The organism is Pseudomonas huaxiensis (assembly GCF_003231275.1).
In the GTDB taxonomy this organism is placed as follows: Bacteria; Pseudomonadota; Gammaproteobacteria; order Pseudomonadales; family Pseudomonadaceae; genus Aquipseudomonas; species Aquipseudomonas huaxiensis.
Genome location: NZ_QKVL01000063.1, coordinates 1 through 24,427, shown reverse-complemented (window position 1 = coordinate 24,427; position 24,427 = coordinate 1). Strand labels below are relative to the sequence as shown.

General features: G+C 60.5%; 6 protein-coding genes. All 6 read right to left on the bottom strand.

The genetic code is table 11. The features are described 5' to 3' along the window. Positions 1 to 338: 338 nt before the first annotated feature. Entirely contained in the window at positions 339 to 1,004 is a 666-nt protein-coding gene (locus DM374_RS30690) for a hypothetical protein (protein WP_110973266.1), read from the bottom strand. Between the two features lie 682 nt (positions 1,005 to 1,686). Then, positions 1,687 to 2,379 carry a transposase gene (locus tag DM374_RS30680; protein ID WP_110973265.1) on the bottom strand — a complete coding sequence of 231 codons (693 nt, stop codon included), beginning with the start codon at positions 2,377 to 2,379 and terminating at the stop codon, positions 1,687 to 1,689. 723 nt (positions 2,380 to 3,102) lie between these two features. Then, entirely contained in the window at positions 3,103 to 3,531 is a 429-nt protein-coding gene (locus DM374_RS33555) for a hypothetical protein (protein WP_177431631.1), read from the bottom strand. Further along, a complete protein-coding gene (locus DM374_RS34600; RefSeq protein WP_225422627.1) occupies positions 3,522 to 3,599 on the bottom strand; it encodes a colicin E5-related ribonuclease in 78 nt (25 codons plus the stop codon). The genes DM374_RS33555 and DM374_RS34600 overlap by 10 nt, the downstream gene beginning before the upstream one ends. A gap of 233 nt (positions 3,600 to 3,832) precedes the next feature. Continuing rightward, a complete protein-coding gene (locus tag DM374_RS30660; protein ID WP_110973262.1) occupies positions 3,833 to 4,180 on the bottom strand; it encodes an immunity 8 family protein in 348 nt (115 codons plus the stop codon). An 8-nt stretch (positions 4,181 to 4,188) separates the two neighbouring features. After that, on the bottom strand, positions 4,189 to 24,427 hold a 20,239-nt coding region (locus tag DM374_RS30655; protein ID WP_157969777.1), incomplete at its 5' end, for a hemagglutinin repeat-containing protein.

Below are 24,427 nucleotides of genomic sequence, written 5' to 3'. Positions count from 1 at the left end.
CAATTCGTAAAGGTCTTCATAATCCAGACCAGATGAAGCAAATGAGTCTTTGAGTCTCTCAAGCCAAGCCAAGCTAGCCATCAGTTTGTCCTCGGAGGCATAGTGATAAAGGTGTTTGTTATTTCACCAGTCTTGCTATTCCGTGTCACTTGGAAGTGATAGCCATCAACCTTAATACTAGCTTCTCTCAACGCTGGATTGGATTTAAACAAAGACTCAGCTTGGACTGCCGCTCGACTAGATTCTTCCCGCCAGGCCCATATATGGATTTGCAGCAATTACTTCACCTAGCGCCCCATCTTGGAAAGGTAGCTTCGAAGCATCTGCACGTCACCTATTCAACTCTTCAATGCTGGCAAAGACAGCACTTCATCGTACTGTGGCCAGTCTTCCCTTGCGCGCTTTAGCACACCTTGCATCAACTCGTCCAACTCAGGCACTGGCTGCTCGGGCGGCAATTGGTCAAAGGGCGCGGCCATCAGCGGATGATCAATCTTCTGCGGATTGGCTAAACCTTCCCACTGGCGCAGGCGCAGGATATAGAGAATTTCCACCGGCACGCGCTCCATGTGACAAACCTGATTGAAATCATAGGAATTCTTCTGGCTGTCTTTTCCGGTTTGCCAGGTGTGGCGGTCACATGCGGCCAGCAGGCAGGGCAACAAGTCTTCGGGGTTGGGGGTGCGCCAGTTGCCCAATAGAGCTTCGTAGATGGGTTCGTCATACGCATAGGCCGGCCAAAGGTGCGATACATCGCCCACCCAATCGGAAAACACACGCAGCATAAAAGCTTGGGCGCGGCGGTGCTGCTCTTCGTACTCGATTACCAACTGATGTCCACGATTAAGCACAGCATGAGTGAGATAGCCCTGATGGATGACGGCATCCTTCCAGCCCAAAATCGCCATTGCACCCATCATATTGGTTGCGGTTTGGATACTGTAGTTTTGTTGGCGGATATAGTTCCCGGGGCGTTGATCGTACTGATGTGCCCAAAAGTACAATTGCCAAACACCTACTTGGTAGTAACGCATCCAGTGAGCCAATTCTTGCAACCATAGCGGGTTGCTTGGTGCAGTGGCAAGTACCCTATGAAGTTTACCCCTCACCATTCTTTCCGGGGTGGTATCTGTCGCATTGTTTTTATTTGGAACCATCATTGGACCAGTGGACCTTGCATCCTCCCTAGTGATGTATTCGCGTATCGCGTTGACATAAAACGAGTCCTCAACATGCGGCCCTCTAGCGACGCGAACACACACGCTCTTGTAGGAAGGCCATTTTGGGTTTACACCCGGGCGTTCAAATTGATTTATTTCTTCAGCCATGGTTCCACCTTGATTACTGCTTGACCTGTTTTACCGGGTGCTGGCAAACCGACTTTAACGGTAACGCCTTGGACTTTGACTGCATCACTTCGCAGCGCAGATGCCAAGGCTCCAGCCAAGACCGGATCGGATTGACTTATTGACTCATTGGCCAACTAGCCTCTCAATCTTGCCGCCGGATCCCCATGCGGCGTGCGTGCCCCACCCACGCCGTTCACCGAAGACTTCGCATCCATCACTACCACTGTGATCGTGTCCCCATTGATCGCAACCGCGCAGCCATCGCATCCGTGGTTGCTACTGTTTTGCAGGACGGAAAAAGGGAAAAAGGACGAAAAAGGGGACGGATTTATTTTCTTTAAACCGACCTTGGCCGACCCTGTCCCCGCAGTTCTAATCTGACACCTGATATTTTCTCCACCTCATCAACAAAGCGATCAGCGCCGGTCAACTGCCCTCGCTGCAAGGCTGACCTAATGAGATTTAACTCGTCCTTCGAAGCAGCCTGCCTTAAAAACGATATATACCGATCTTTTCGTATTTCAGGAGTTTCTCCCAAAGCGGAATAGCAGGCAGAAATATCCAGCCAATCAAAACCTGGTTGAAGTTGAACTCTGGCTCTGTAGCTCGACCATGTATAGTCTTCAGCATCATCCACCATGCAAGCCCTCACGGGATTTAGCTCAATGTATCGGCAACAGGCAAGCAGATAGCTCTCTGACTGCACCACACTGGACTTATATCGGCTTTCCCATAACGTTCCTGATCGCCCTTCCAACTTATTCCGATATCGCGTCGCCCGGGCTGCCAACGCCTTCATCATCTGACCAAGGCCTGCGACTGCCTCTCCAGGCTCCAACAACAGGTGGACATGATTTGTCATCAAGCAGTAAGCATAAATCTTTATACCAAATGCGTCCTTCAGTTCCTGTAGATCATTGACGTAGCGCTGGTAGTCCTCCGCAGCAGCGAATACCACCTGCCGATTGTGACCACGCTGAACAACGTGATGGGGATAGTTGGGTAATACGACTCGTCCTATTCTTGGCATAGCAACCTCATTCCATTGAGGTTTTCAGCTTAGCAAAGCGAAAGAAAATAAATCTGTCCCCTTTTCGCCCTAGAAAAATAAATCCGTCCCCTTTTTCGGTCCCCTTTTTCGTCGTTAACCTGTCGCAGGTCCTTTTGCCCCTACTCAGGAATGATTTGCAACTCACTCCATAGTGGTTTCAGCCCTAGACTTTCCATATAAGTCCCATAGTCGACAAAGGCCTTAACCCCAATGTTTTCGTATAAAAACCATGAGGCCTCGCACTCTTGACATACGAACAAGCAAGTGTCGTTAGCTAAAACTCTAGCCTTGACAACATCTCCCTGCTCACACCTTGGACATAGCATATAAAACTTCTCTATTTAACAGGATAGGCGGTAATGACCTGATTGGTCCCAGGCCGAACAATAATTTTAATACTCGTTTCCCCCAAAGTACCAATAGCTCGGCCCATCAAAAAATGGAAAAAAGGGGACTGGAAAAATGAAAAAAAGGGGACAAAAAAAGGGGACAGATTTATTTTCTGTCCACTTATAAAAATAAATCTGCCCCCTTTTCCGGAAACTTCGTTGAGTAACGCTCTTCTAATCTTTCAGCAGACCTTAGAACATCGCCTCCATCATCAAGGGAAAAAGGGGACGGATTTATTTTCTTTAAACCGACCTTGGCCGACCCTGTCCCCGCAGTTCTAATCTGAAAAAAAGGGGACAGATTTATTTTCGGTCACTTAGAAAATAAATCTGTCCCCTTTTTCTCGCCTTTTTCTCTTTTTCTGCTGTCCCCTTTTTCTGGTCCCCTTTTTCTGTCCTTTTTCTGTCCCCTTTTTCTCAAAGCCCTAACGAGCAAAAACTCCATCATAACGTCACTGCCGGCCATGCCATCAATAACTACCCGACTCGCCCCTATAGACTTCGCGGCAAAACCCACCTCATTTAATGACGCAGAAAAATCAACAATACAATCCATATCTGGAACCCTCTTGCAACCCTGAATATTAAACCCCTCGATGCCAAGAACTGCAATACCATTAACCTTACAGTAATCAAGCAACTTAACTCCATCATCAACACCAAATAAAGGAGTGCCATTCCACACCAATGTAGGAGTAACTGGCAAATCCTGTATATTCACTTCAACTGCATTCAGTCCCATATCGCAACCCACCCCGGATCATTTTTATTAGAAGCTTGCACAATTGCTCCAGTACGATCATTCCTCACCACATAAGAACGAAAAAAAAGAAAAAAGAAAGAAAAAAGGGGACAGATTTATTTGCGGCCTTATTTGCGGCCACTTAGAAAAATAAATCTGTCCCCTTTTCGGTCCCTCACTTTCACGGCACATACAAAAAAACGAGACGGTTTTACTCTCGCCCACTTAAAAATAAATCTGCCCCCTTCCCCGATTATCCTCCTCGTCCCGCCTGATAAAACTGATGATCGATTTAACGCAGCTAGGCTTGGTAATCATCAAACTCCCAAGAAAACACCTTTCCTAGCTGCACCACGATTGTTTCCCAGTTATCTCCCTCGCAGCGACTCACATATTCATGAATCAACCCTTTAATAGTCGAGAAATTATACTTCGGAACAATTAATAGACCTCGCCCCCAACGAGCTTCCCATACGGTCTCTTCTAGCCACTTTGGAGTACAGACGAAAAGCTCAAAATCATCTGCCCCTTGCGTGCAATCAAGCCCAATTCGAATACGGAGACTCAAAGAAAAATTGCCTACGCTCTCTGGGCAGTAGGTCTCAACATCAAAAACATCATTAGAAATACCTTTTATAACTGCACGCATTATTCCTCCTAATCAGCTATATTCAGATGGCCGTTACTTACCTTTACGCGCTGACCTGTCACAGGGTTGATTTGGTACATTTCAAAATTAGCCTGCACGCCTGTCGTTGCAAAAGATGAATCTTTGGGTGTTGGCGGCCTATATACGCGAGTACCGTCCGCACTAATCAAACCAAGCCCATCACTTGTTTTTGTCGCGCCATCTCCAACCCAGGCATTACCCAGCTGATCAGCTTCGGAAGATGTGCCTCGACCTATAGAGAAGTTCGGATTTTTCGTCCCACTGCCGTTCACAGCAGCAGCCAATCTTGGGTCCTTGGCGGCAATATTGCTCAGGTTTTCTTGTATGAGTTGATCCTTCAGCTTTGGATACAATGCCGCATTTTCTGCGCCTGAGCTAGCATCTCCACCTTTTGCATCATTACCGACAGTGCCACCCTCATTCTCCGCTCCCGGTGAAGCATCCTGCTTCTTAGGGCCGCCGTTAATATCACAAGGCCCTTCATTGTGCACCCACGTCTTCAACTCACCAACATAGAACGTGTGCCCAATATCCACCGTCAGGTTGAACGTCTCCCCAACCGGCTTGTAGAGCTCAACCGAAGCCACCCGACTTGAGGTCCCCTCGCCCGCCCCATCGTCCAGCGATTGCAGCAGTTCCCCCATCTTGAGCTGGATCATCGGTACGAAGTCACGCCGTGCCGGCACATAGAATGGGTGGCTTGGGGTAACGAACAGAGTTTCCTGCTTTACCTCTCCATCAGTCCGGGTGCTTTCGAGAGTCAGCTTGTAGATGGGCTGGTCGTTGCGCTGATAAGTCTTGAGAATTGCCGCCGCAAATGGCTTTCCACCATGCTCAGGCTTCGTCCAGACGATATCGCCAACCGTCAGGGTTTCGATCGCTCGATCGCCTTCGGGCGTAGCGACCATCGTGCCAGCAGCGAAGCAGCACGGATCACGGCCGCTAGCAGGTTTATCTGGCTGCTTATTCGGTAGATCAGGGCCTTTTGAGTTCTGTGCGATATGTTCCGAAGGCGCTTTACCCGTATCGACAGTTGGAGCGGTTTTTGTCTTTCCGCCCCTAGAGGTTGGAACAGCTCCCAGAAGCACATCGACAATCAGCTTGCCGCCACCAATCAGAAAATCACTGCCATCTGACTCACCACCGTTCAGAGAATTTCCTTCAAGGTGCTCAGCAACGGTCTTGCCCAAAAAGGTTCTTGCAACGTCGACGTATTTACCAACCTCCTGGCCCGCTTGTGTTTCGCTGATTACCGAACCTACGGCCAACTGAATGATCGCCTTCGGCCCTTGGATCATCGCCAAGGCCAGAGCCACAGCCTCACCTTCATTCGGATGTTGGTCTATGTAACCTGCAATATTCGATGCGTACGTACCCGTCCACTGCAACAGATTTCGTTCACCCTCTACAGGTGTAACAGGCAGTTGGTATATACCGCCGGCCCCCTCCAGTTCACCGGCTATTTTCTGAGACTGCTGGAAAATTCCTTCCAGGTTCTTGAGTTGCAACAGCACCTGTTGCTGGAACTGCTCATCCCCCATCAACGCCTTCGCTTTTTCTCGCGACACGCCAGCGAGAATCAGCGCCTCCTGAGTCTCCTCAGCCAATTGCTTCCCAGCGATTGCCTCAGCGCCGCTGTCCATGGGGCGGCCCGTCATGCGCTCATAGCGATTCACTAGAGTGTTGACCACGTTGCCGGCCTGCTCGTAGTTCTGCTGCGCCGTCTTGGAATAGTTGACGAACCCGGTCGCCCACTCTTTCAGTGTCTCCCCAGGATTCATTACGTCATCCAACGAACTGTCGGTGACGTAAAGATCCGTCCGTTCCTCATGGTCCCGAGTGATCTCGTAGGCCTTGTCCAGATCCCGGTTCAGCCCTGCCGTCGAGTCCTGCCCCGTCGCGGCATCCTCGCGCACAACGATCTCGCCCTCGCCCACCGTGGCGCGGACTATCTGCTCGCGCTCTTTTTCATACTCCCAGCCGCTCACGCTCCAGCCGTTCTCACCCTTCTTGCCCTTGCCTTCCTGGCTCGGGTCCTGCTGGGTGCTGCCGCCGTCCTTCTTCCAGCTCCCGCCGACATTGAGGTAGTAGCCGTGCTCCTTGTCCGAGCCGGCGATATCGCTGTAGCCCAGCGTGGCGGTATCGAGCTTGAGATTGCCGTTGTCGGCGGCAATCAGCGCGCCGTCTAACTGGGTGTGGTCCTGGGTACGGATGTCGACCTTGCTGGCGCCGGTCACCCGGGTCTGGTTTTCCACCCATTCGGTTTTGCCGGTGGTCTGGCCGTAACCCACCGAGCCGCTGACGCCAGAACCCGGGCCGATGGTCACGGTGACGCTGACGTCGAACTCTTTGCCTTTGACTTCGCCGGTATCGATCGCTGACGACACCTTCAGATCGCCACCCACGCGGCCGATCACTTCATCGCCGCGCACCTGTGCGCCGCTGATGGTGGTGTCCTTGCCGCTGGTGAATTTCAGTTGGTCGCCGGCGTAGAGGTAGGCCTCCTGATGCCGCTGTGCTTCGCGTTCCAGGTGGCCCCTGCCCAGGTTGACGCTGGCGTAGATGCCCACGCCTTCCGAACCGAAGGCCAGGCCGACCTCGCCACCACCACTGGCGCGGTTCTGCTCGTGCTCGGAATCGTTCTGCGCGGCGCGGATATTGATGTCCTTGCCCGCTGCGAGGTCGATGTCGCGCCCAGCCTGTACCTGGCTGCCAATGACGTTGAGGTCGTTGCTGGCCTCGAGCTTGATGTCACGTCCGGCGTCGAGCTGGCTGGCAGTCGAGTTGCCCTGGTTGCCATCGGTGCTGGCGGTACCATGGCTGCCGCCGATGCCAACCTTGAAGCCACCACTGCTGCCGCCGTGGATGCCGCCCCAGCTTTGCGATTCGCTGGTCTGCTGGCTGGTGCCGCCGTGAGCCACGCCGATATTGATATCGCGGCCTTTGATGGTGATATCGCGCCCGGCCTGGAGCTGGCTGCCCGCGACGTTGACATCGTTGCCTGCGGTGAAGGTGATGTCGTTGCCTGCGTCGAGGGTCGACGCCCGGTTGCCCTGTTCGACCGTCTGCTGGCTGCTGCTTTGGGTGGTATTGCCCAGCTTGCCGTCGCCGGTGGGGCCAGCGAAGAACTGGCTGACCGCATCCACTGCCTGCAAGGTACTCGAGCCCTTGCTGACGTTGTTCTCCCCGTTGCCGGCGTTGCTGACCGCATCCTTGGTGCGACCTAAGTTATGGTTGATCGAACCGCCCGCCCCTTGGCTGGCGAACTCGCGCTCATGTTCCTCGACACGGGTTTCGCCGGCGGCATCGATGTTGATATCGCGTCCGGCAGCAAGGTTGATATCGTGCCCCGCCTTCAGGTCGGAGCCGCTCTGGTTGATATCACGCCCGGCGTTGACGTTCAGGTCCTGTCCGGCCTGGACCTGACTGCCACTGGCCAGTTGTTCGAGCACACGATCCTTGGCCTTTTCCTTCTCGACCCCGGCAAAGAAGCTGACGCCATTGTCGTCGCTGTCGAAGCGCAGCCCAGTGTTGGAACTGCTGGACCATTGGCGCTCGTCGCGCTGGCTTTCAGCGGCGGCCACATTGACGTCGCGGCCGGCGTTGATGCTGACGTTGCGCCCGGCACTGACACCGCTGCCCACCAGGTTGACGTCACGCTCAGCCTTGAGCGTGGCATCCTGCTCGGCTACAACCTGGCTACCGACGCTGGTGCTGCTCTGCGCCTCCTTCCCGGCAGCCTTTGCCGATGCGATGGAGACCGACGGCGGCAGGATGAAGTCCGGCGACAGCGACAGGCCGATCTTCTTCTTGTACTCCTCGGTACGGCTGTAAGCAGTGTCATTGGCTGCCAGCAGGTCGATATCGCCGTCCTTGTCCACCAGCCCCGCACGCAACTCGATATCCTTGCCGGCACTGGCCTCGCTGGCCCGCAGGCGCAGATCGCTGCCCGCTACCAGAACGATGTCGTTGCCGGCCTCCAGCTCGCTGCCGACCTGGGTCGCGCTGGTCTGGAGCTGGCTCTTGCCGCTCTTGGACAAGCCGAGGAAGCCGGACTTGGTTTTCTTGCTGTACTCGCCGTGCTCTTCAATGCCGGAGAGCACCGCGACATCGCCGGTGGCACCGATTAGCAGATCGTTGCCGGCGCGGAGCTCGCTGCCGATGACCGTTACATCGCGACCACCGTCGAGGTTAATGCCGCCGTTTTCTCCCTTGCTGGCATTGATGGTCAGGTCGTTGCCGGCGGTGACCACCGACTCGATGTTGGTGCTGTGGTAGCTCTCCTGCTGGGTGAGCTTGCTGCGCCCGAACGAGCCCTTGCTTTTCTTCTGGTAGAAGGAGGCACTTTCGTCCTGGTCGGAGGTGATCAGCAGATCGCGGGCGGCATCGAGGTCGACGTTGCCGCCACCTTCGATCCGGCTGGCACTGACCAGCAGGTCCTGGCCGGCATTCAGGGCAATGTCGCCACCGGCCTTGAGGGTGCTGGACACCTGGGTGACGTTGTCCTGCCGGACCGTCACCTTCTTCGAGGTGTAGCTGTAGTGATCCTCATTGGCCGCCGAGGCGATAGTCATGTCGCCGCCCGCTGTGATGTCGATATCACGCAGGGCGTCGATCTGACTGGCGATGGCGGTGAAATCACGGCCGGCAACGACACTGACATCACGCCCAGCCGTGACCTGCGAGCCGTTCTGGGTCGTGGACTGGGTACTCACCCGACCATAGGCCAGGCCATTGCTGGCCTGCGCGGAGAGCAACTGCACATCCCGACCGGCCTGCAGGCCGATATCGCCACCGCTTTGCAGCACGCCCCCAACATTGACCAGGTCACGACCGGCATTGATGCTCAGGGTGTTGGCCGCCTCGATTCGTGCGGCACTGTCGACGTAGTCGGTGCGCTCGTAAAGATGGGCGGTATTGGTGACATAGCTGGTCACCGTCCGCTCGTTGATCACATCGCCGTTGATCGTGGTCAGGTTGACGTCACGACCGCTGATGATCCCTCCCGCTTTGTTGACGATGTTGTTGCCCGCCAGCAGATCGAGGCGGTTACCCGCCTCGATCAGACCGCTGTTGACGATATCGTTGCCGGCCTTGGCCGACAGGTTGTTGCTTGCACGCAGTGTGCCGGCGTTTGTCAGGTCCTGACCGGCGATCAAGCTCACGTCGTTACCGGCAATCAGCGCACCATTGGGCGCCAGACGACCGGCCGCATTGGCCATATACAGGACCGGCACCAGCACCTTCTCGCCATTCACCTCGACCTCTTCCAGCCAGACGATATCGTGGGTCAGTGCCGCAACTTGCTGCGCCGTGAGGCTGACACCAATCGCCAGGTTGAGCTGCTGCTTGCTAGCGATGGCGTTGTCCATCAGGTGCTTGAACATCGCTTCGTCGCTGGTGAGCCCGGCGATGAAACGCTGGCCGGTGCCCGCCACGATGGCTTGCTGGATCAGCCGCTGCTCGTAGAAACCGTCGCCCAGGCGCTTGGCGCTGTCGTCCGGGTTGTAACCGAGGCCGGAGAGCAGGTAGTCGGAGCTCATGAACGACTTGAGGTCGGTGAGCAATGGGTTGGTTTCGATCAGGTATTTGTGCGGTTGCGAGGCGGCCGAGTGGTCCGGCAGACCTTGCACGCGGTCGATGGTCTGGCTGGTGGCCGTAGTTGGCGCGGTGGTAGCCGGTGCGGTCACCGCCATGCTGCCGGCGTCAATCACCGGAGTGCCTGAGCGCTCCAACGCTGGTACTACCACTTCACGCGCCAGCGGATCGACGGTGGTCACCTGTGCCGATTGCGCCGCGCCGACCTCCTGCTGCTGGTCACGGGCTGGCAGTGTCAGCCCCGGCAGCGCCTGGTCGGGACGGGCGCCAGTTGTGTCGCGGTTCACGCTGGTGTCGCGACCGACGGTGGAGATGCCGGGCACATTCTGGCTCATACCTGGGGTGCTCGGCGCGGCCTGGTTGCCACGCTCCTGCAGGCCGAGATCAGGACGGTCATTACCCGTCTGGCCGGCCACGCTGGTGTCACGGCTGGCGGACGGCAGGCCCGGCAGGTTGATGGTCACACCGGTCTGGGTGTCACGGCTGCTTGCTGCCGGGCCGGAGCCGACCGTGGTACCGCGATCGCCGCCGGGCAGGCCCGGTCCAACGGGATCGGTGATACCGATCTGAGTATCGCGGCTGCCGGAGATACCGGACAGGTCGACATTCTGGCCCGAGGCGCTGATCGAGCCCGAGGTGTCGCCAGCCGGCGCCTGGCTGCCGATGCCGTCGTTGCGGGTAATATCGGCACCGTCGCTGCGAGTAGATTGCCAGGCACCGTTGTTGACACTGCCAACGGCGGCGACGTTGATCGCGTTGATGGCGGCGCTGACAGTACTGGCCTCGCGAGCCGTCACCGAGACCTGCTGGGTGCTGGCGGACAACTGGGTGACGGCATCCAGTTGCAAGGTGCGGCCGGTAGTGCCCGGGACGGATTGCTCCCGTTGGGCTACATCGATACTGGCGCCCCCCAGGGTCCAGTTGCGGGGAGCATTGTCGCCGTGGGCCACCTGACTACTGCTGGCGACATGGCTGCTGAGTCGGAACAGGCCGTTCTGGCTGGTCGGTAAGGTAAAACCTGGGAGGTCCAGCGGGTTGATCTGTTGCTGGGCCAAATTTGGAGGTAGTTGTTTATTTTGGAGAACAATATTGGATACACCAGCACCCGTAGCGGTGGTATTCAACATACGAGGTGCGCCAATTACGCCAGTAGCATAAGAACGCTCAACACCATTGGTGATTCTTTTGGTGGCAGTGATGGATACTGCACCACCGGCCTGGACTACCGATGGGATGAAGCTCGCCCCAACATCACTGGCTATCTTCTCCAATATGAGTCCGGCTTTTTGAATCTCTAGCGGGGCTTCAACTCCCCCGCCAGACTGGTAATTACCCGCCGGAATTGGAATCCCATACTTGGGGACCCACTTATCCATAGGAACCCACATACTTCCAAACACCTGATACCATAACCACGTCGAATCAGTTCCGGCGGTGACCCCATCTATCCTGATAGTTGCGACTGCTTCAACACCTGTCGTATTCCAAAAATGAATACCCCCATTGTAGCCTTTATCATTTTCAGAGTTGTATTTAAGAACATCTGCCAAGAGCCCAAAGCTTGGCGAAGTAACATCAAGGTACTTAAGAACAGTGTACCCCCCGAGAGATGTACCAACATTGGAAAAACTCTCGCCTCTCACATCTAGCTCACCTACGGAGGAAATCAATGAATTACTGTTAAGAACACTGGCTCCTCGAATAGAAAAATCACCACCCGAAACCAAACTAGCCTGTTTAGCACTTCCTTCCGAAGCAGAGGAAGCGCTGTACTTTTGAGCCCAGACAAGGTGCGAGCCGCCTGGAATATAAGGATCCCACACTTCATTAAGACCATTACAGGAAACGCACCTGACTCCGATATATCCAGACTCAAGACTTGACTGTATTTCAAAGTCTCGCCGCTTGTTTACAACCTCTCCCGAATCAATCGAAAAATCCCCCCCACTCTCAATCGTTCCGGAAATATTCTCCAATAACGTCGACCGACTCCCTTGGGCATCCTTCGCAACCCGAATCCCCCCCAGCCCGTAGATATCCCCTTGCTGGTTGGAAAGACTGTCTGCATACAGCGCCATGTCCGCGCCGCTGAAGACAAACCCGCCCTGGTTCACCAGATTGGCGGTAGTCGCGGTCAGCCCCTGTCCGCCGCCCAGCGAGCCCTGGTTGACGATGCTGCCGGCCGACAGCGTCAGGCTGGACGCCGAGGTCACCCGCCCAACGTTGTTCAGTTGCCCACCGACGTTGATCGCTGTAGGACCACCACCGGCAATGCTGGCCGCACTACCCACCAATAATTGCCCCACCCCGAGGGTCATAGCCCCAAGGCTGGTGATGCGCGCTCCGGCATTCAGCGTGCCGCTCAGGTTCAGGTCGAGGCGGCCGTCACTGGCGATCAGTCCACCGGTGCTCCAGTTGTTGCCGCTGCCGCTGAAGCTTTCCGAAGCGAGCAGTTGGCCACCCGAGACCTGGATCAGTTCGCCGACATTCACCGTCAGCCGCCCGGCCTGGACCACGCTGCTGTTAGTCCAACTGCTGGCGGTGACGGTCAGGCCGCCACGGGTGACCAGATTGCCGCCCGCGTTGGTCAGGTTGTCCGTGGAGATATCAAACGTGCCGCTCCCCCCATGCAGCACCGAACCGTTGAGGTTGCTCAGTCCCGACGTATTCAAGGTCAGGTCGGCACTGCTCACCTCCAGCTTGCCGTAGCGGTTGTCGAAGCCGCCGCGTACCTGGAAATCAGTCTTGCCCGCACCGCCCAGCGCCCGCAGGACGCCACTCTGGTTGTCCACTTCGCCGGCCGAGACGAGCAAGTGGTTGTCGCTTTCGATCACCCCGGAACGGTTGACCAGCGCATTACCAAGGGCCAGCTCTACGTGGTTGCCAGCCAGTTGTCCGCTGGAGTTGTCGAAGCCGAGGCCGTCGACCCGTACCAGGCCCTTGGCGTAGAGACCGCCCCCGGCATTGGTGAAGTTGCCGCCGGCGATTCGTGCATCCCCGGTCTGCGCAGCCATGCGCCCACCGCTGTTGTCGATGACGCCCGCCTGCACTTGCAGTTGCTGGCCCTGTACCACGCCGCCCTTGCCGGCGAGGTCGCGACCGTTGTCGAGCAAGCCGCCGACCTTGAGGTCGAGCAGCCCGGCAATGCTGGCGACTGTGCCGCCCTGGTTGCCCAGGCTGGCGGCCCGCTGGACCACCAGGTTGCCGTCTTGCGCAAGTAGGGTACCGTTACGGTTGTCGACGGCGCCGAGCACGTCCAGTACCAGGCCACCCTGCCCCTGTATCAGGCCCTGCTGGTTGCTCAGCCCGGCGGCTTGCAGACGCACATCAGCGCTTTCGCTGTAAATCAGGCCCCCGGCATCGTTGTACAGCAGCGAGCTGGCGATCAGCTTGACCTGGTTCCTGGCCGCCACGGTGCCGAGCTGGCTGTTGTCGAGAGTGCCCGCGTTGAGTTCCAGGCCCGCGCGGCTGACGATCTTGCCGCCACGGTTGAGCAGTTGCATGGCCTGCGTCAGCTGCAGGCTGCCGGCGCTGGTCAGGGTGCCGGCCTCGTTGGTCAGGCTGCCGCGCAGGTCGAGGACCAGGCTGCCGTTGCCGGCGATGCGGCCATTGCTGTTGTCAAGGTCGGTGCCCTTGACCGTCAGCAGTTGCTGAGCGTCGATGCTGCCGCCACGGTTGCCGAGGCTGGCGACCACCAGTTGCAGCGCCGCACCGGTGGACAGCACGCCACCGCCGTTGTCGAGGCTGACCGCACCGATGTCCATGCGCCCCTGGCTGACCAAGGCGCCATCACCGCCGTTGAGCAAGGCGCCGCTCAGTTGCACGTCCAGCGCGCCATTGCGGCTGGACAGCGTGCCGAGGTTGCGGTTGTCGAGGCTGCTGCCGTAAAGGGTCAGGCCCTGCCAGCCGGAAAGTAGCCCCTGTTGGTTGTTGACACTACTGACGTTGAGAACCAGACGCTGGTTGCCGATCAGCTTGCCGTTGCGGTTGTCCAGGCTGTTGGCGGTGACGGTGAGGTTCTGCAGGCTGGACAGCTCGCCGCCAGCGTTGTCGAAGGCGCCGACACGGTCGAGGGTCAGCGCGCCCTTGGCCAGAATCAGACCGCCGCCGTTGGCCAGGTCGTTGCCGTTGAGGTCGAGGGTCACGCCCTGGTCGCCGACGATACGCCCGTTGGCCAGCAGCAGTGCTCCGAGGTCCAGCTTGAGGTTGCTGCGCGCGGAGACTTCGCCGTCGCTGCTGTCAAGGCTGCTGGCCGTGAGGGTCAGGCCACCCTGGCTGTTGATCAGACCCGCGGCGCTGTTGTTCAGCGCGTGCACCACCAGAGTCGCGGCACTGGCGCCGAGCAGGCTGCCGCCCTGGTTGTGCAGGTCGCCGCTGTTCAGGTCGAGCACACCAGCGGCGCTGATCAGGCCCTGCTGACGGTTGTCGAGCAGACCGCGGCTGCTCAGTTGCAGGTCGCCACGGCTGTTGAGAATGCCCTCGCGGTTGTCCAGCGAACCGGCGCTTATATCAAGGCCGGCGGCGCCGACCAGGCCCTTGCCATTGCTCAGAGCCTGGGCGATCCGCAATTCCAGATTCTGGCTACTCAGCAGGCGGCCGTTGTCGTTGACCAAGCTGCGGGCGTCGAGGGTGAACGTTTGGGCGCTGGATATCTCGCCGCTGCGGTTGCTGACGTCGGCTAGGTTGCTCAGCAACAGCAGGCCGGCGGTGTTGATCAGGCCGCCCTGGTTGTTCAGAGTACCTCCGTTGAGATCCAGGCTTAGGCGGGTGTTGCTGGTCAGCTTGCCGCCCTGCTGGTCAAGGCCGCCGACGCTGGCGGTCAGCGCCTTGAGGCTACCGATGGTGCCGCCGTTGTTCAGTTGGCTGGCAGTGAGATCGAGGGTTTGCGCACTGTTCAGGCGGCCGCCGGTGTTGCTCAGCAAACCGGTGATGACGCTGACCGCGCCCTTGGCGCTGAGGCCGCCACGGCTGTTGTCCAGGCTGGCGCTGCGCAGCACCAGGCTGCCATCGGTGAGCAGTTCGCCGTCGCTGTTGTTCACCCCGTTGTCGACGGTCAGGCTCAGGTCGGCGGCGCTGTTCAGACTGCCGCCACTGTTGTCGAGGCTGGATGCGGTGACGCTCAACGCCGACTCGCTGCTGAGCGTGCCCTGCCGGTTGGCCAGTTCGCCACTGAGATTGAGTACCAGCGGCAACCGGGCGAAGATAGCGCCGCCACTGTTGTCCAGGCTCGCGCCGCCCAGGCTCACACCCTGTCCATTGAGCTGCCCCCGCGCGCGGTTGATCACGCTCTGCACGGTCAAGGTCAGGTTGCCGGCGGCGAACATCAGGCCGGCGTCGCTGTTGTCCAGGCTTTGCCCGGTCAAGCTGATATCGCTGTTGCTGGTCAGCTCGCCGCCACGGTTGTCGATACTGCCGATCTCGAGTTTCAGCGCTTTTGTGGCGCCCAGCAGGCCACTGCGGTTGTCCAGACGGGTGGCGGTGAGATTGATCCGGTCGGTGCCGATCAACTGACCATCCTGGTTGTCGATGGCCGTGGCATTCAGCTCGACCAGCGCCTTGCCGGCAATCTCGCCCAGGCGGTTGTCGAGACTGGCGCTGCCAATGCTCATTACGCCATCGGCGATCAGCGTACCGCGCTGGTTGCGCAGCCACTCGCCGCTATTCACGGTCAGGGCACCCCGGCTGCTGATCAGGCCGTCGCTGTTGTCCAGACGCAGGCTACCGAGGTCAAGGCTGATGGCGCTGATCCGACCGTTGGCGTTGCCCAGCAGTTGCTCGATGCGCAGGGTCAGGCCCTGGTTGCTGACCAACTTGCCGTTGCCATTGTCGAAGCTACGCGCCGCCAGGCTGAAGGCGTTCTGGCTGGAGATTTCGCCGGCATTGCTGACCGCGCCAAGGTTTTTCAGGGTCAGGTTCGGCGCATTGATCAGCCCCAGATTGCTTAGGTCACCGTGGTTGAGGTCGAGGTTCAACTGGTTGTTGCTGAATAGCTCGCCCTGCTGCTGGAGCAGCCCGCCGAGGCTGGCGGTCAGTGCGCCGCTACTGGCGATACGGCCGCCGTTACTGACCAGGCCGGCGGTCAGGTCGAGCTTCTCGGTGCTGATCAGCCGGCCGCCGAGGTCGTTGGCGAAACTGCCGGTGACCAAAGTGGCGTTGCCCTGGCTCTTGATAAGGCCCTGGGCACTGTTGTCCAGGCTTGCGCTGCGCAAGTCGAGGGCCTGGGCGCTTTCCACGGTGCCACCCTGATTGAGCAGCGCAGCGCTAGCCTCAAGTTTGAGCAGGCCGGCGCTCGACAGGCTGCCGGCGCGGTTGTCCAACTGGCTGCCGGCAAGCGTAAGGTTGCCTTCGCTGCTGATACTGCCTTGGCCGTTGCCGAGATCACCCACCAGGCGCACGCCCAGATCGCGCTGGGCGGCGATAGTGCCGCCGCCATTGTCCAGACGGGTCCCGGCCAGATTGATGTCCTGGGCGAACAGCAGACCACGGGCTTGGTTGATCACCCGGGTGACGGTCACCTCCAGTGCGGTGCCCGCCAGCAGCTTGCCGCTGCTGTTGTCCAGGAGCGCACCACCGACGTTGACCTGCTGCTGGCTGGAAAGGTCGCCGCTGCGGTTGTCGATGGACGCCACGTCGATCTTCAGCGCTTTTGTGCTCCCCACCAGACCGCCGGCGGTGTTGTCCAGACGCTCACCACTCAGGCTCAGTTCGCCTTGGGCGACCAACTCGCCGCCCTGCTGTTCAAGCACGCCGACGCTGGCACGCAGGTCGCTCTGACTGGCGATACGGCCCTTGGCGTTGCTGGCCGTATCAGCGTTCAGACTGAGCAGGCCAGTGGCACTGATCAGGCCCGCCTGGTTGCGCAGTTCGGTGGCGCCCAGATCCAGCGCCCGCACACCATTGACCGCACCTTCGCGGTTGTCCAGCAGGGCCAGGCGCAGGAGCAGGTCCTGGTTGGCGCGAACCACGCCGGCGCGGTTGTCCAGGCTGGTACCGCGCAAGGTCAGGGTGTTCTGCCCGAACAGGTGGCCGCCACGGTTGTCGAGGCTGCCGACCAGTAGCTCCATCGCGCCCTTGGCCAGCACGCTGCCACCGCTCTGGTTGTCCAGCAAGCTACTGACGTTCACGCCCAGGCGGCCATCGCTGACTAGGCTGCCGTCGTGGCTGTTGTCGAGGCTGCCAGCCGTGACCTGCAGGCGCTGCGCAGCGCCCAGGGTGCCGCCCTGGTTGCCCAGTGCATCGGTCACCGTCAGGTCAAGGGTGCTATCGCCCATCACCTGACCGGCAACGTTACTCAGGCTGGCGGCGCGGATCAGGTTGCTGCCGGCGGCGGAGACTTCACCGCCGTCGTTGCCCAGCGCCCCGACAACCTTCAGGTCGAGGGCGGCGGAGCTGCTGAACAGACCTTTGCGGTTGTCGAAGCTACCGGCTTCGGCAGTCAGTCCCTCGGCCGCGATTTGCCCACCGACGTTGAGCAACGCCTGGCGTATCAGCAGTCCGATGGCGGCGTCGCTGAGCAGGTCGCCGCCGCTGTTGTCGAGGCTCTCGGCATTCAGTGCGAAGCCTTGTTCGCTGGAGATCTCGCCGCCACGGTTGAGTACCGTGGCCAGGTTGCGCAGCAGCAGCGGACCCGGCGCATTGATCAGGCCGCCGCTGTTGTTGAGCAGTCCGTTGTTGAGGTCGAGGGTCAACGCGCTGTTGCTGTACAGCTCGCCGCCGCCGCGCTGGTCAAACCCGCTGACGCTGGCCACCAACGCCTTGGCGCTGGCGATCAGGCCACCCTGGTTGTCTACCAAGCCGGCTGTCAGGTCGAGACGATCGACGCTGGTCAGGCGCCCGGCCTGGTTGGCGAAGGCGCCGGTAGTGAGCTGCACCCGACCGTCGGCGGCGATACGGCCTCGGCTGTTGTCCAGCGCGAGGCTGGTGAAGGTCAGCACGCCGCCGGCGAGGATATTCCCGCCGAGGTTGCCGACGCCCTGTCCCGCCGTAAGTAGCAGGTTGGACGTGCTGGTGACGCGGCCGCCGTCGTTGACCAGGCTGGCGAGGTCAAGGCCAAGGCCGGCATCGCTGCGCAGCACACCCTGGGTATTATTCAACTGGCCGTTGACGCTGCTGCCTGCACGCAGTCGCAGCGAAAGCCCGGTCTTGCCATACAGGCTGCCTTGGGCGCTGTTGTCCACTTGGCCGGCGACGATGGCGACCGACTGCTGCCCGGAGACTATGCCCCTGGCTTGGTTATCGAGGCGTGCCAAAGTCAGTTGCAGGGCGCCGTTGGCGACCAGGCGACCGCCAGCGCTGTTGTCCAGACGGGTGCCTGTGGCGGTAAGGCTGGCGACGCTGGCGATTTCGCCTGCACGATTGTCCAAGCTGGCGACGTCGAGGGTCATGGCGCCGCCAGAATTGAGCAGACCGGCCTGGCGGTTGTCCAGCTCGTTACCGCGGACCTGCAACTGGCCGCTGGCGATCACGCTACCGCCGCGGTTGTCGAGGCGGGTGGCTTCGAGGGTCAGGTTGCCCTTGCCGGAGATCAGCCCATCGAACTGGTTGTCCAGGCTGGCAGACTTCAATTGCAGCAGGCCGAGAGAACCAAGCACCCCGCCCTGGTTAAGCAGATGCCCGCTGATAACAAGGTCGAGGGTGCCATCGCTGGCAACCCGACCCAGACTGTTGTCAAGGCTGGCGGCATTCAGTGCCAGGATCTCTCCGGCCAGCAGACGGCCCTTGCCGTTGCTGATGGCGTCGGAGGCGGTCAGGGTCAGTTGTCGGTCACCCTGGATCAGGCCCACGTCATTGCGCAGCGCAACGCTGTTCAGCGTGGTGCGATTGCCGAGCAAGCTGCCCTGGCGGTTGTCCAGGGTACCGTCAGCCAGCAGGGTCAGGCCGTTGCGCGCTTCGACGGTGCCCAGCTGGTTGACCAGGCTGCCGGCGCGGATATCCAGTGCCGCGGCCTTGATCAGCCCCTTGGTGTTATCCAGGGCCTGGGCGATACGCAGGGTCAGGGCCTTTTCGCTGAGCAACTTGCCGCCGTTGTCGAGACGGTTCGCAGCCAGTTCGAAAGCCTGGGCGCTGGAAATTTCACCGTCCTGGTTGGCGACGCTGCCTAGGTTCTTCAGCAACAACTGGCCGGGCGCATTGATCAGACCGCCCTGGTTGTTCAACGCACCGCCGTTGAGGTCGAGGGTAACCCCGGCCAGACTAGAGAGTCGGCCACCATTGCGCTGGTCGAGGCTGGCGGCGCTGAGGTCGAGCTGCTGTCCGGCGAACAGGGTGCCACGGCGGTTGTCGACGGCGCCGAGGCTGGTCAGAGCAAACGAGGTATCGCCTTGCAGCAGGCCAAGGCGGTTGTCCAGCGAGCCAACACGGAGCACCGCGCTGTCAGCCAGTAGTTTGCCGCTCTGGTTGTCGAAGGCCTCGTCGACCGCCAGGGTGATCGCCCCGGCGCTGTTCAGGCTGCCGGACAGGTTGGTCAGGCTGCCAGCACGCAGGTCCAGCCACGGAGCGGAAACCAGGCCCTTGCTGTTGTCCAGCAACTGCGCGATGCGCAGGGTCAGGCCCTGCTCGCTGAGCAGCCTGCCGCTGCCGTTGTCCAGCGCCGTTGCCGCCAGCACGAAAGCCTGCTGGCTGGAAACTTCGCCAGCGCGGTTGTCGACACGCCCCAGGCGGTTCAGCAACAGCGTGCCGGGGGTGGTGACCCAGCCGCCACGGTTATCCAGCAGCCCACCGGCGAGGTCGAGGATGAGACGGGTCTGACCGTTGAGCCGGCCGCCGCCTTGGTTGTCCAGGCTAGCTGCACTCAGGGCGAGTTGCTGCCCGGCGAGCAGTTGACCATTGACGTTAAGCACATCAGCCGACTGGACCAGGGTCAGCGAAGTGTCGCCTTGGATCAAACCGCCGCTGTTGTCCAGCGACTGGCTGGTGACCGAGGTGTTCGCCCCGAGCAGCTTGCCCTGCTGATTGCCCACCACCGCCTCGACGTTCAGGGTCAACCCCTCACGGGCTTCGATCAGGCCGTCGCGGTTATCCAGGCTGCCAGCGCGCAGATCCAGTGCCGCCGCACCGAGCTGGCCATTGCCGTTGAGCAAGGCTCGAGCGATGCGCAAGCCCAGATCCTGTTCGCCGAGCAGCTTGCCGTTTCGGTTATCCAAACTGTCTGCGGCGAGGACGAAGGCCTGCTGGCTGGATATCTCGCCCCTACGGTTATCGACGTTTCCAAGGTGGCGCAGCAGCAACTGACCCGGAGCGCTGATCAGGCCGGCCTGGTTGTCCAGTTGGCCGTGATTGAGGTCGAGGGTGATATCGGCCTTGCCGTAGAGCTTGCCGCCGCCGTTATCGAGGCTGGCACCGCGCAACTCGAGCGCTTGCCCGGCGTACAGAGTGCCCTGACGGTTATCCAAGTCTGCCCGGCCGCCGAGATCGAGCCGGCTGTCGGCCTGCACCAGGCCTTGCCGGTTATCCAGGGAACCGACCGTAATCACCGCGTTGTCGGCGAGCACCTTGCCTTCGCGGTTGTCCATCAACTCATCGACATCCAGTGCCAGGGCACCGCCGGCGCTGAGGCTGCCGGACAGGTTGAGCAGGCGGCCAGCACGCAGATCAAGCGTCGGTGCCGACACCAACCCCTTGCTATTGTCGAGCAGGCTGGCGATGCGCAGGGTCAGGCCCTGTTCGCTGAGCAGCTTGCCACTGCCGTTGTCCAGCGTCGCCGCCGCCAGGAGGAAGGCCAGATGGCTGGAGATCTCGCCGCTGCGGTTGTCCACCGAGCCGACATTGTTCAGCAGCAACTGGCCCGGACTGTTTACCCGCCCGCCCTGGTTGTCGAGATGGCCATTGCCGAGATCGAGCGTGAGGCTACCCTGGCTGAGCAGCTGCCCATCATCCCGCAGGTCGAGGCCGGTGACCTTGGCGCTCAACCGTTCGGCGCTGCTGATGCGCCCACCGTTACCGTTATTGACCTGCCCTGCCTGCAATTCGAGCGCGCGGTCGCTGCGCAGGATGCCTTTGGCATTGTCCAGCACGCCGCTGAGCACCAGCGCCAGCCGCTCGCTGGCGAACAGGGTGCCTTGGGCGTTGTCCAGGCTGGCGGCATTCAGGGTCAGTTGCCGGGCACCCAGGTTACCAGCGGCGTTGAGGATCTGTCCGAAGCTGTCGAGCGTCAGGCTGTCATCGCCCTGGAGCCGGCCACTGCGGTTGTCGAGGGTGCCGGTGGTCAAACCCAGATCGCGGGCCAGCAGTTCACCATCGCTGTTGTCGAGTGCTTCGTCGACTACCAGTTGCAGACCGGCCCGTGCCTCCAGCTTGCCCTTGACGTTACCAAGACTGCCGATCCGGCCTTCGACCCGCAGCGCCGACACCAGGCCGGCAGCATTGTCCATGGCCTGGGCGATACGCAGGGTCAGCGCCTGTTCTCCCAGCAGCTTGCCGCTGCGGTTGTCCAGGCGGGTGGCGGCCAGTTCGAAGGCCAGCTGGCTGGAAATCTCCCCGCCGCGGTTATCGACGCTGCCGAGGTTGTGCAGCAGCAACTGGCCCGGGGCATTGATCAGGCCGTTCTGGTTGTCCAGGTGGCCATGGACCAGGTCGAGGCTGACGTCGGACTTGCCGTAGAGCTGGCCGCTGCCGTTGTCGAGGCTAGCAGTGCGCAGGTCAAGCGCCTGCCCGGCGTATAGAGTGCCCTGGCGGTTGTCGAGGGCAGTCCGGCCAGTGAGTTCGAGACGGTTGTCGGCCTGCACCAAGCCTTGCCGGTTATCCAGGGAACCGACCACGACCAACGCATTATTGGCGAGAACCTTGCCGTCACGGTTATCCAGCGCGTCATCGACGTTCAGGTCAAGGCTGCCGCCTGCGCTGAGGCGACCGGAGGCGTTGAGCAGGCTGCCGGCGCGAAGGTCCAGCGTCGGCGCAGACACCAGTCCCTTGCTGTTGTCCAGCAGGCGGGCGATGTGCAGGGTCAGGCCCTGTTCGCTCAGCAACTTGCCAGCGGTGTTGTCCAGCGAGTCGGCAGCTAGCAGGAAGGCCAGGTTGCTAGCGATCTCGCCGCTGCGGTTGTCCACCGTGCCAACCTGTTTCAGCAACAGTTGCCCGGCGGCGTTGAGCCGTCCGCCCTGGTTGTTCAGGAGGCCGTCGTTCAAGTCGAGGGTCAGGCTGCCCTGACTGTGCAGCTGGCCGTCGTCCAGTTGCTCCAGCCCGGCGACGCTGGCGTTCAGTTGGGTGCCGGCACCGATGCGCCCAGCGCTACCGTTGTTCAACAGGATGGCGCGTAGATCGAGGCGTTGATCACTGCGCAGGCTGCCCTGACGGTTGTCCAGCAGACCACTGCCCATGACTTCAAGCTGTTCGCGGGCGAACAGGTCTCCTTGGCGGTTGTCCAGGTTCGCGCCGCTCAGGCGCAGATGGGTCTTGCTGCTTATGCTGCCGTGCAGGTTGAGCAGGCTGCCAACGGCAAGGCCCAGGTCTCCCGTCGTGGCCAGGGTTCCGTTCTGGTTGAGCAGTTGCCCGACAATCGTCGCGTCCAGGCTGCCATTGCTGCTCCAGATGCCAGCGCTGTTGTCCAGGCTGGCCGCCTTGAGGCTGAAGGCGGTGTCGGCGACCAGACTGCCCGCGCCATTGAGAACGGCGCCACGGCTGTCGAGGGCGACGCGCTGGTCGCCCTGAATACGCCCATGGCGGTTGTCCACTTCAGCCGCATCCAGGGTCAGCTCACGGGCCAGCAGTTCACCGCCACCGTTGTCGAGCAAGCCACCGACGCTCAAGCTCAGGTCGTTGCCGATGGTGAATTTGCCGGCAGCGTTACCAAGGCTGCCGATACGACCGTCCAGGCGCGCGGCGGAGACCAGGCCGGCGGCATTGTCCAGGGCGCGGGCGATGCGCAGTGTCAACAAGTGGTCACTGAGCAGCTTGCCACCACGGTTGTCGAGGCTGGCGGCATTAAACAGGAAGGCCCGGCTGCCGGAGATTTCTCCGCCACGGTTGTCCACCGTGCTCAAGGCGTTAAGCAGCAGTTGGCCGGGGGCATTGATCAAGCCACCCTGGTTGCCCAGGTGGCCCTGATTAAGGGTCAGCGCCAGGTCGTTCTGGCTGTAGAGCTGGCCGCCAGCCAGTTGCTCCAGGCTGGCAATATCGGCACTGACGTTATAGCCGTGGATGCGCCCGGCCTGGCTGTTGTCCAAGTGCCCGCTGCGCAGTTGCAGGGTGCCGCCTGCGGCCAGCTCGCCGCGCTGGTTGATCAGGTCGCTGCTGCTCAGTTGCAGGTCACCGCCCGCCGTGAACAGACCGCTCTGGTTGAGCAGATTGCCCGCCAGGGTGGCGGTCAAACCGGCGCTGCTGGTGAGCTTGCCGACGCGGTTGTCCACTGTGCCGGCATGCAACGTCAGTTGCGCGCCGCTGGCGAGAGTGCCATCGCGATTGTCGACGCTGCCGGCCGTCAAGCGCAGCTCATTGCTGGCCTGGATGCGGCCATTCTGGTTATCAAGCGGACCGACGTCGAGGCGCAGTTCGCCACCCAGGACCTGGCCGGCACGATTGTCCAGGCCAGCGACAGCGGTCAGTCCGAGGCTGCCTTCGCTTTTCAGCATGCCGCCACGGTTGTCCAACTGGTCGCCACGCACCTCGAAGCCACGGGTGCTAGAGATCTCGCCGTTTCGGTTGTCGACACTGGCGAGGTTATCCAATTGCAACGGGCCGGGCGCGGTCAACAGGCCGCTCTGGTTGTTCCAATGACCACGGTTGAGGTCCAGGCGGATGCCCGACTGGCCGTGCAGGCGACCAGCACTGTTGTCCAGACTGCCCACGGCAAGCTGCAAATCACCCTGTGCGCTGAGATTACCGTCGTGGTTGTCAAGCGCGCCACCGATGCGGGCGGTAAGGCCGGCACGGCTGGAAAGCATGCCCTGCTCGCCATTGCTCAGGCTGGCGGCGTCGATCCGCAGGCCCTGTGCGGCGATGAGTCCGGCGTTGTTGGTCAGGGTGCGAGCAATTTCCAGGGTCAGGGCCTGGTCGCTGAGCAGCTTGCCCGCGACGTTGTCGAAGTTGCTGGCGGCAAGGGTGAAGGTACGCTGACTGGATATCTCGCCTTGGCGGTTATCCACCTCGGTGAGATTGTCCAGGGTCAACTGGCCGCTGGCATTGATGACCCCGGCGCGATTGTCTAGCGTGCCGTGGCGCAGGTCGAGGCTCAGCCCGGCGTCGCTGTGCAGGCGACCGCCCTGGTGCTGATCAAGGCTGCCGACGCTGACAGTCAATTGCTGACGGCTGCTGACCTGACCGCCGCTGCTGTTATCCAGCAGGTCGGCGACGTAGGCATCGAGGCCCTGCCCGGCGCTGACCAGTCCGGCGACGTTGTCCAGACTCGCCACGCGCAAGGTCACCTGGCCGAGGCCGGACAGTTCGCCATTGCGGTTGATCAAGCGGCTACTGTTCAGCGCCAGCGCACCACCGCTGCTGAACAGGCCGCCCTGGCCATTGAGCAAGGTCTGGCTGTTGCTGCCAAGATTGCCACCGGCCAGCACCCGGCCACGGTTCTGGTTATCCAACTGAATCGCATCGATTTGCGCATCGCGCCCGGCACTCAGGGTGCCGCCCTGGTTCGCCAGTTCGGCCATACTGACCGTGAGGTCGCGACTGGCGACAACAGTAGTA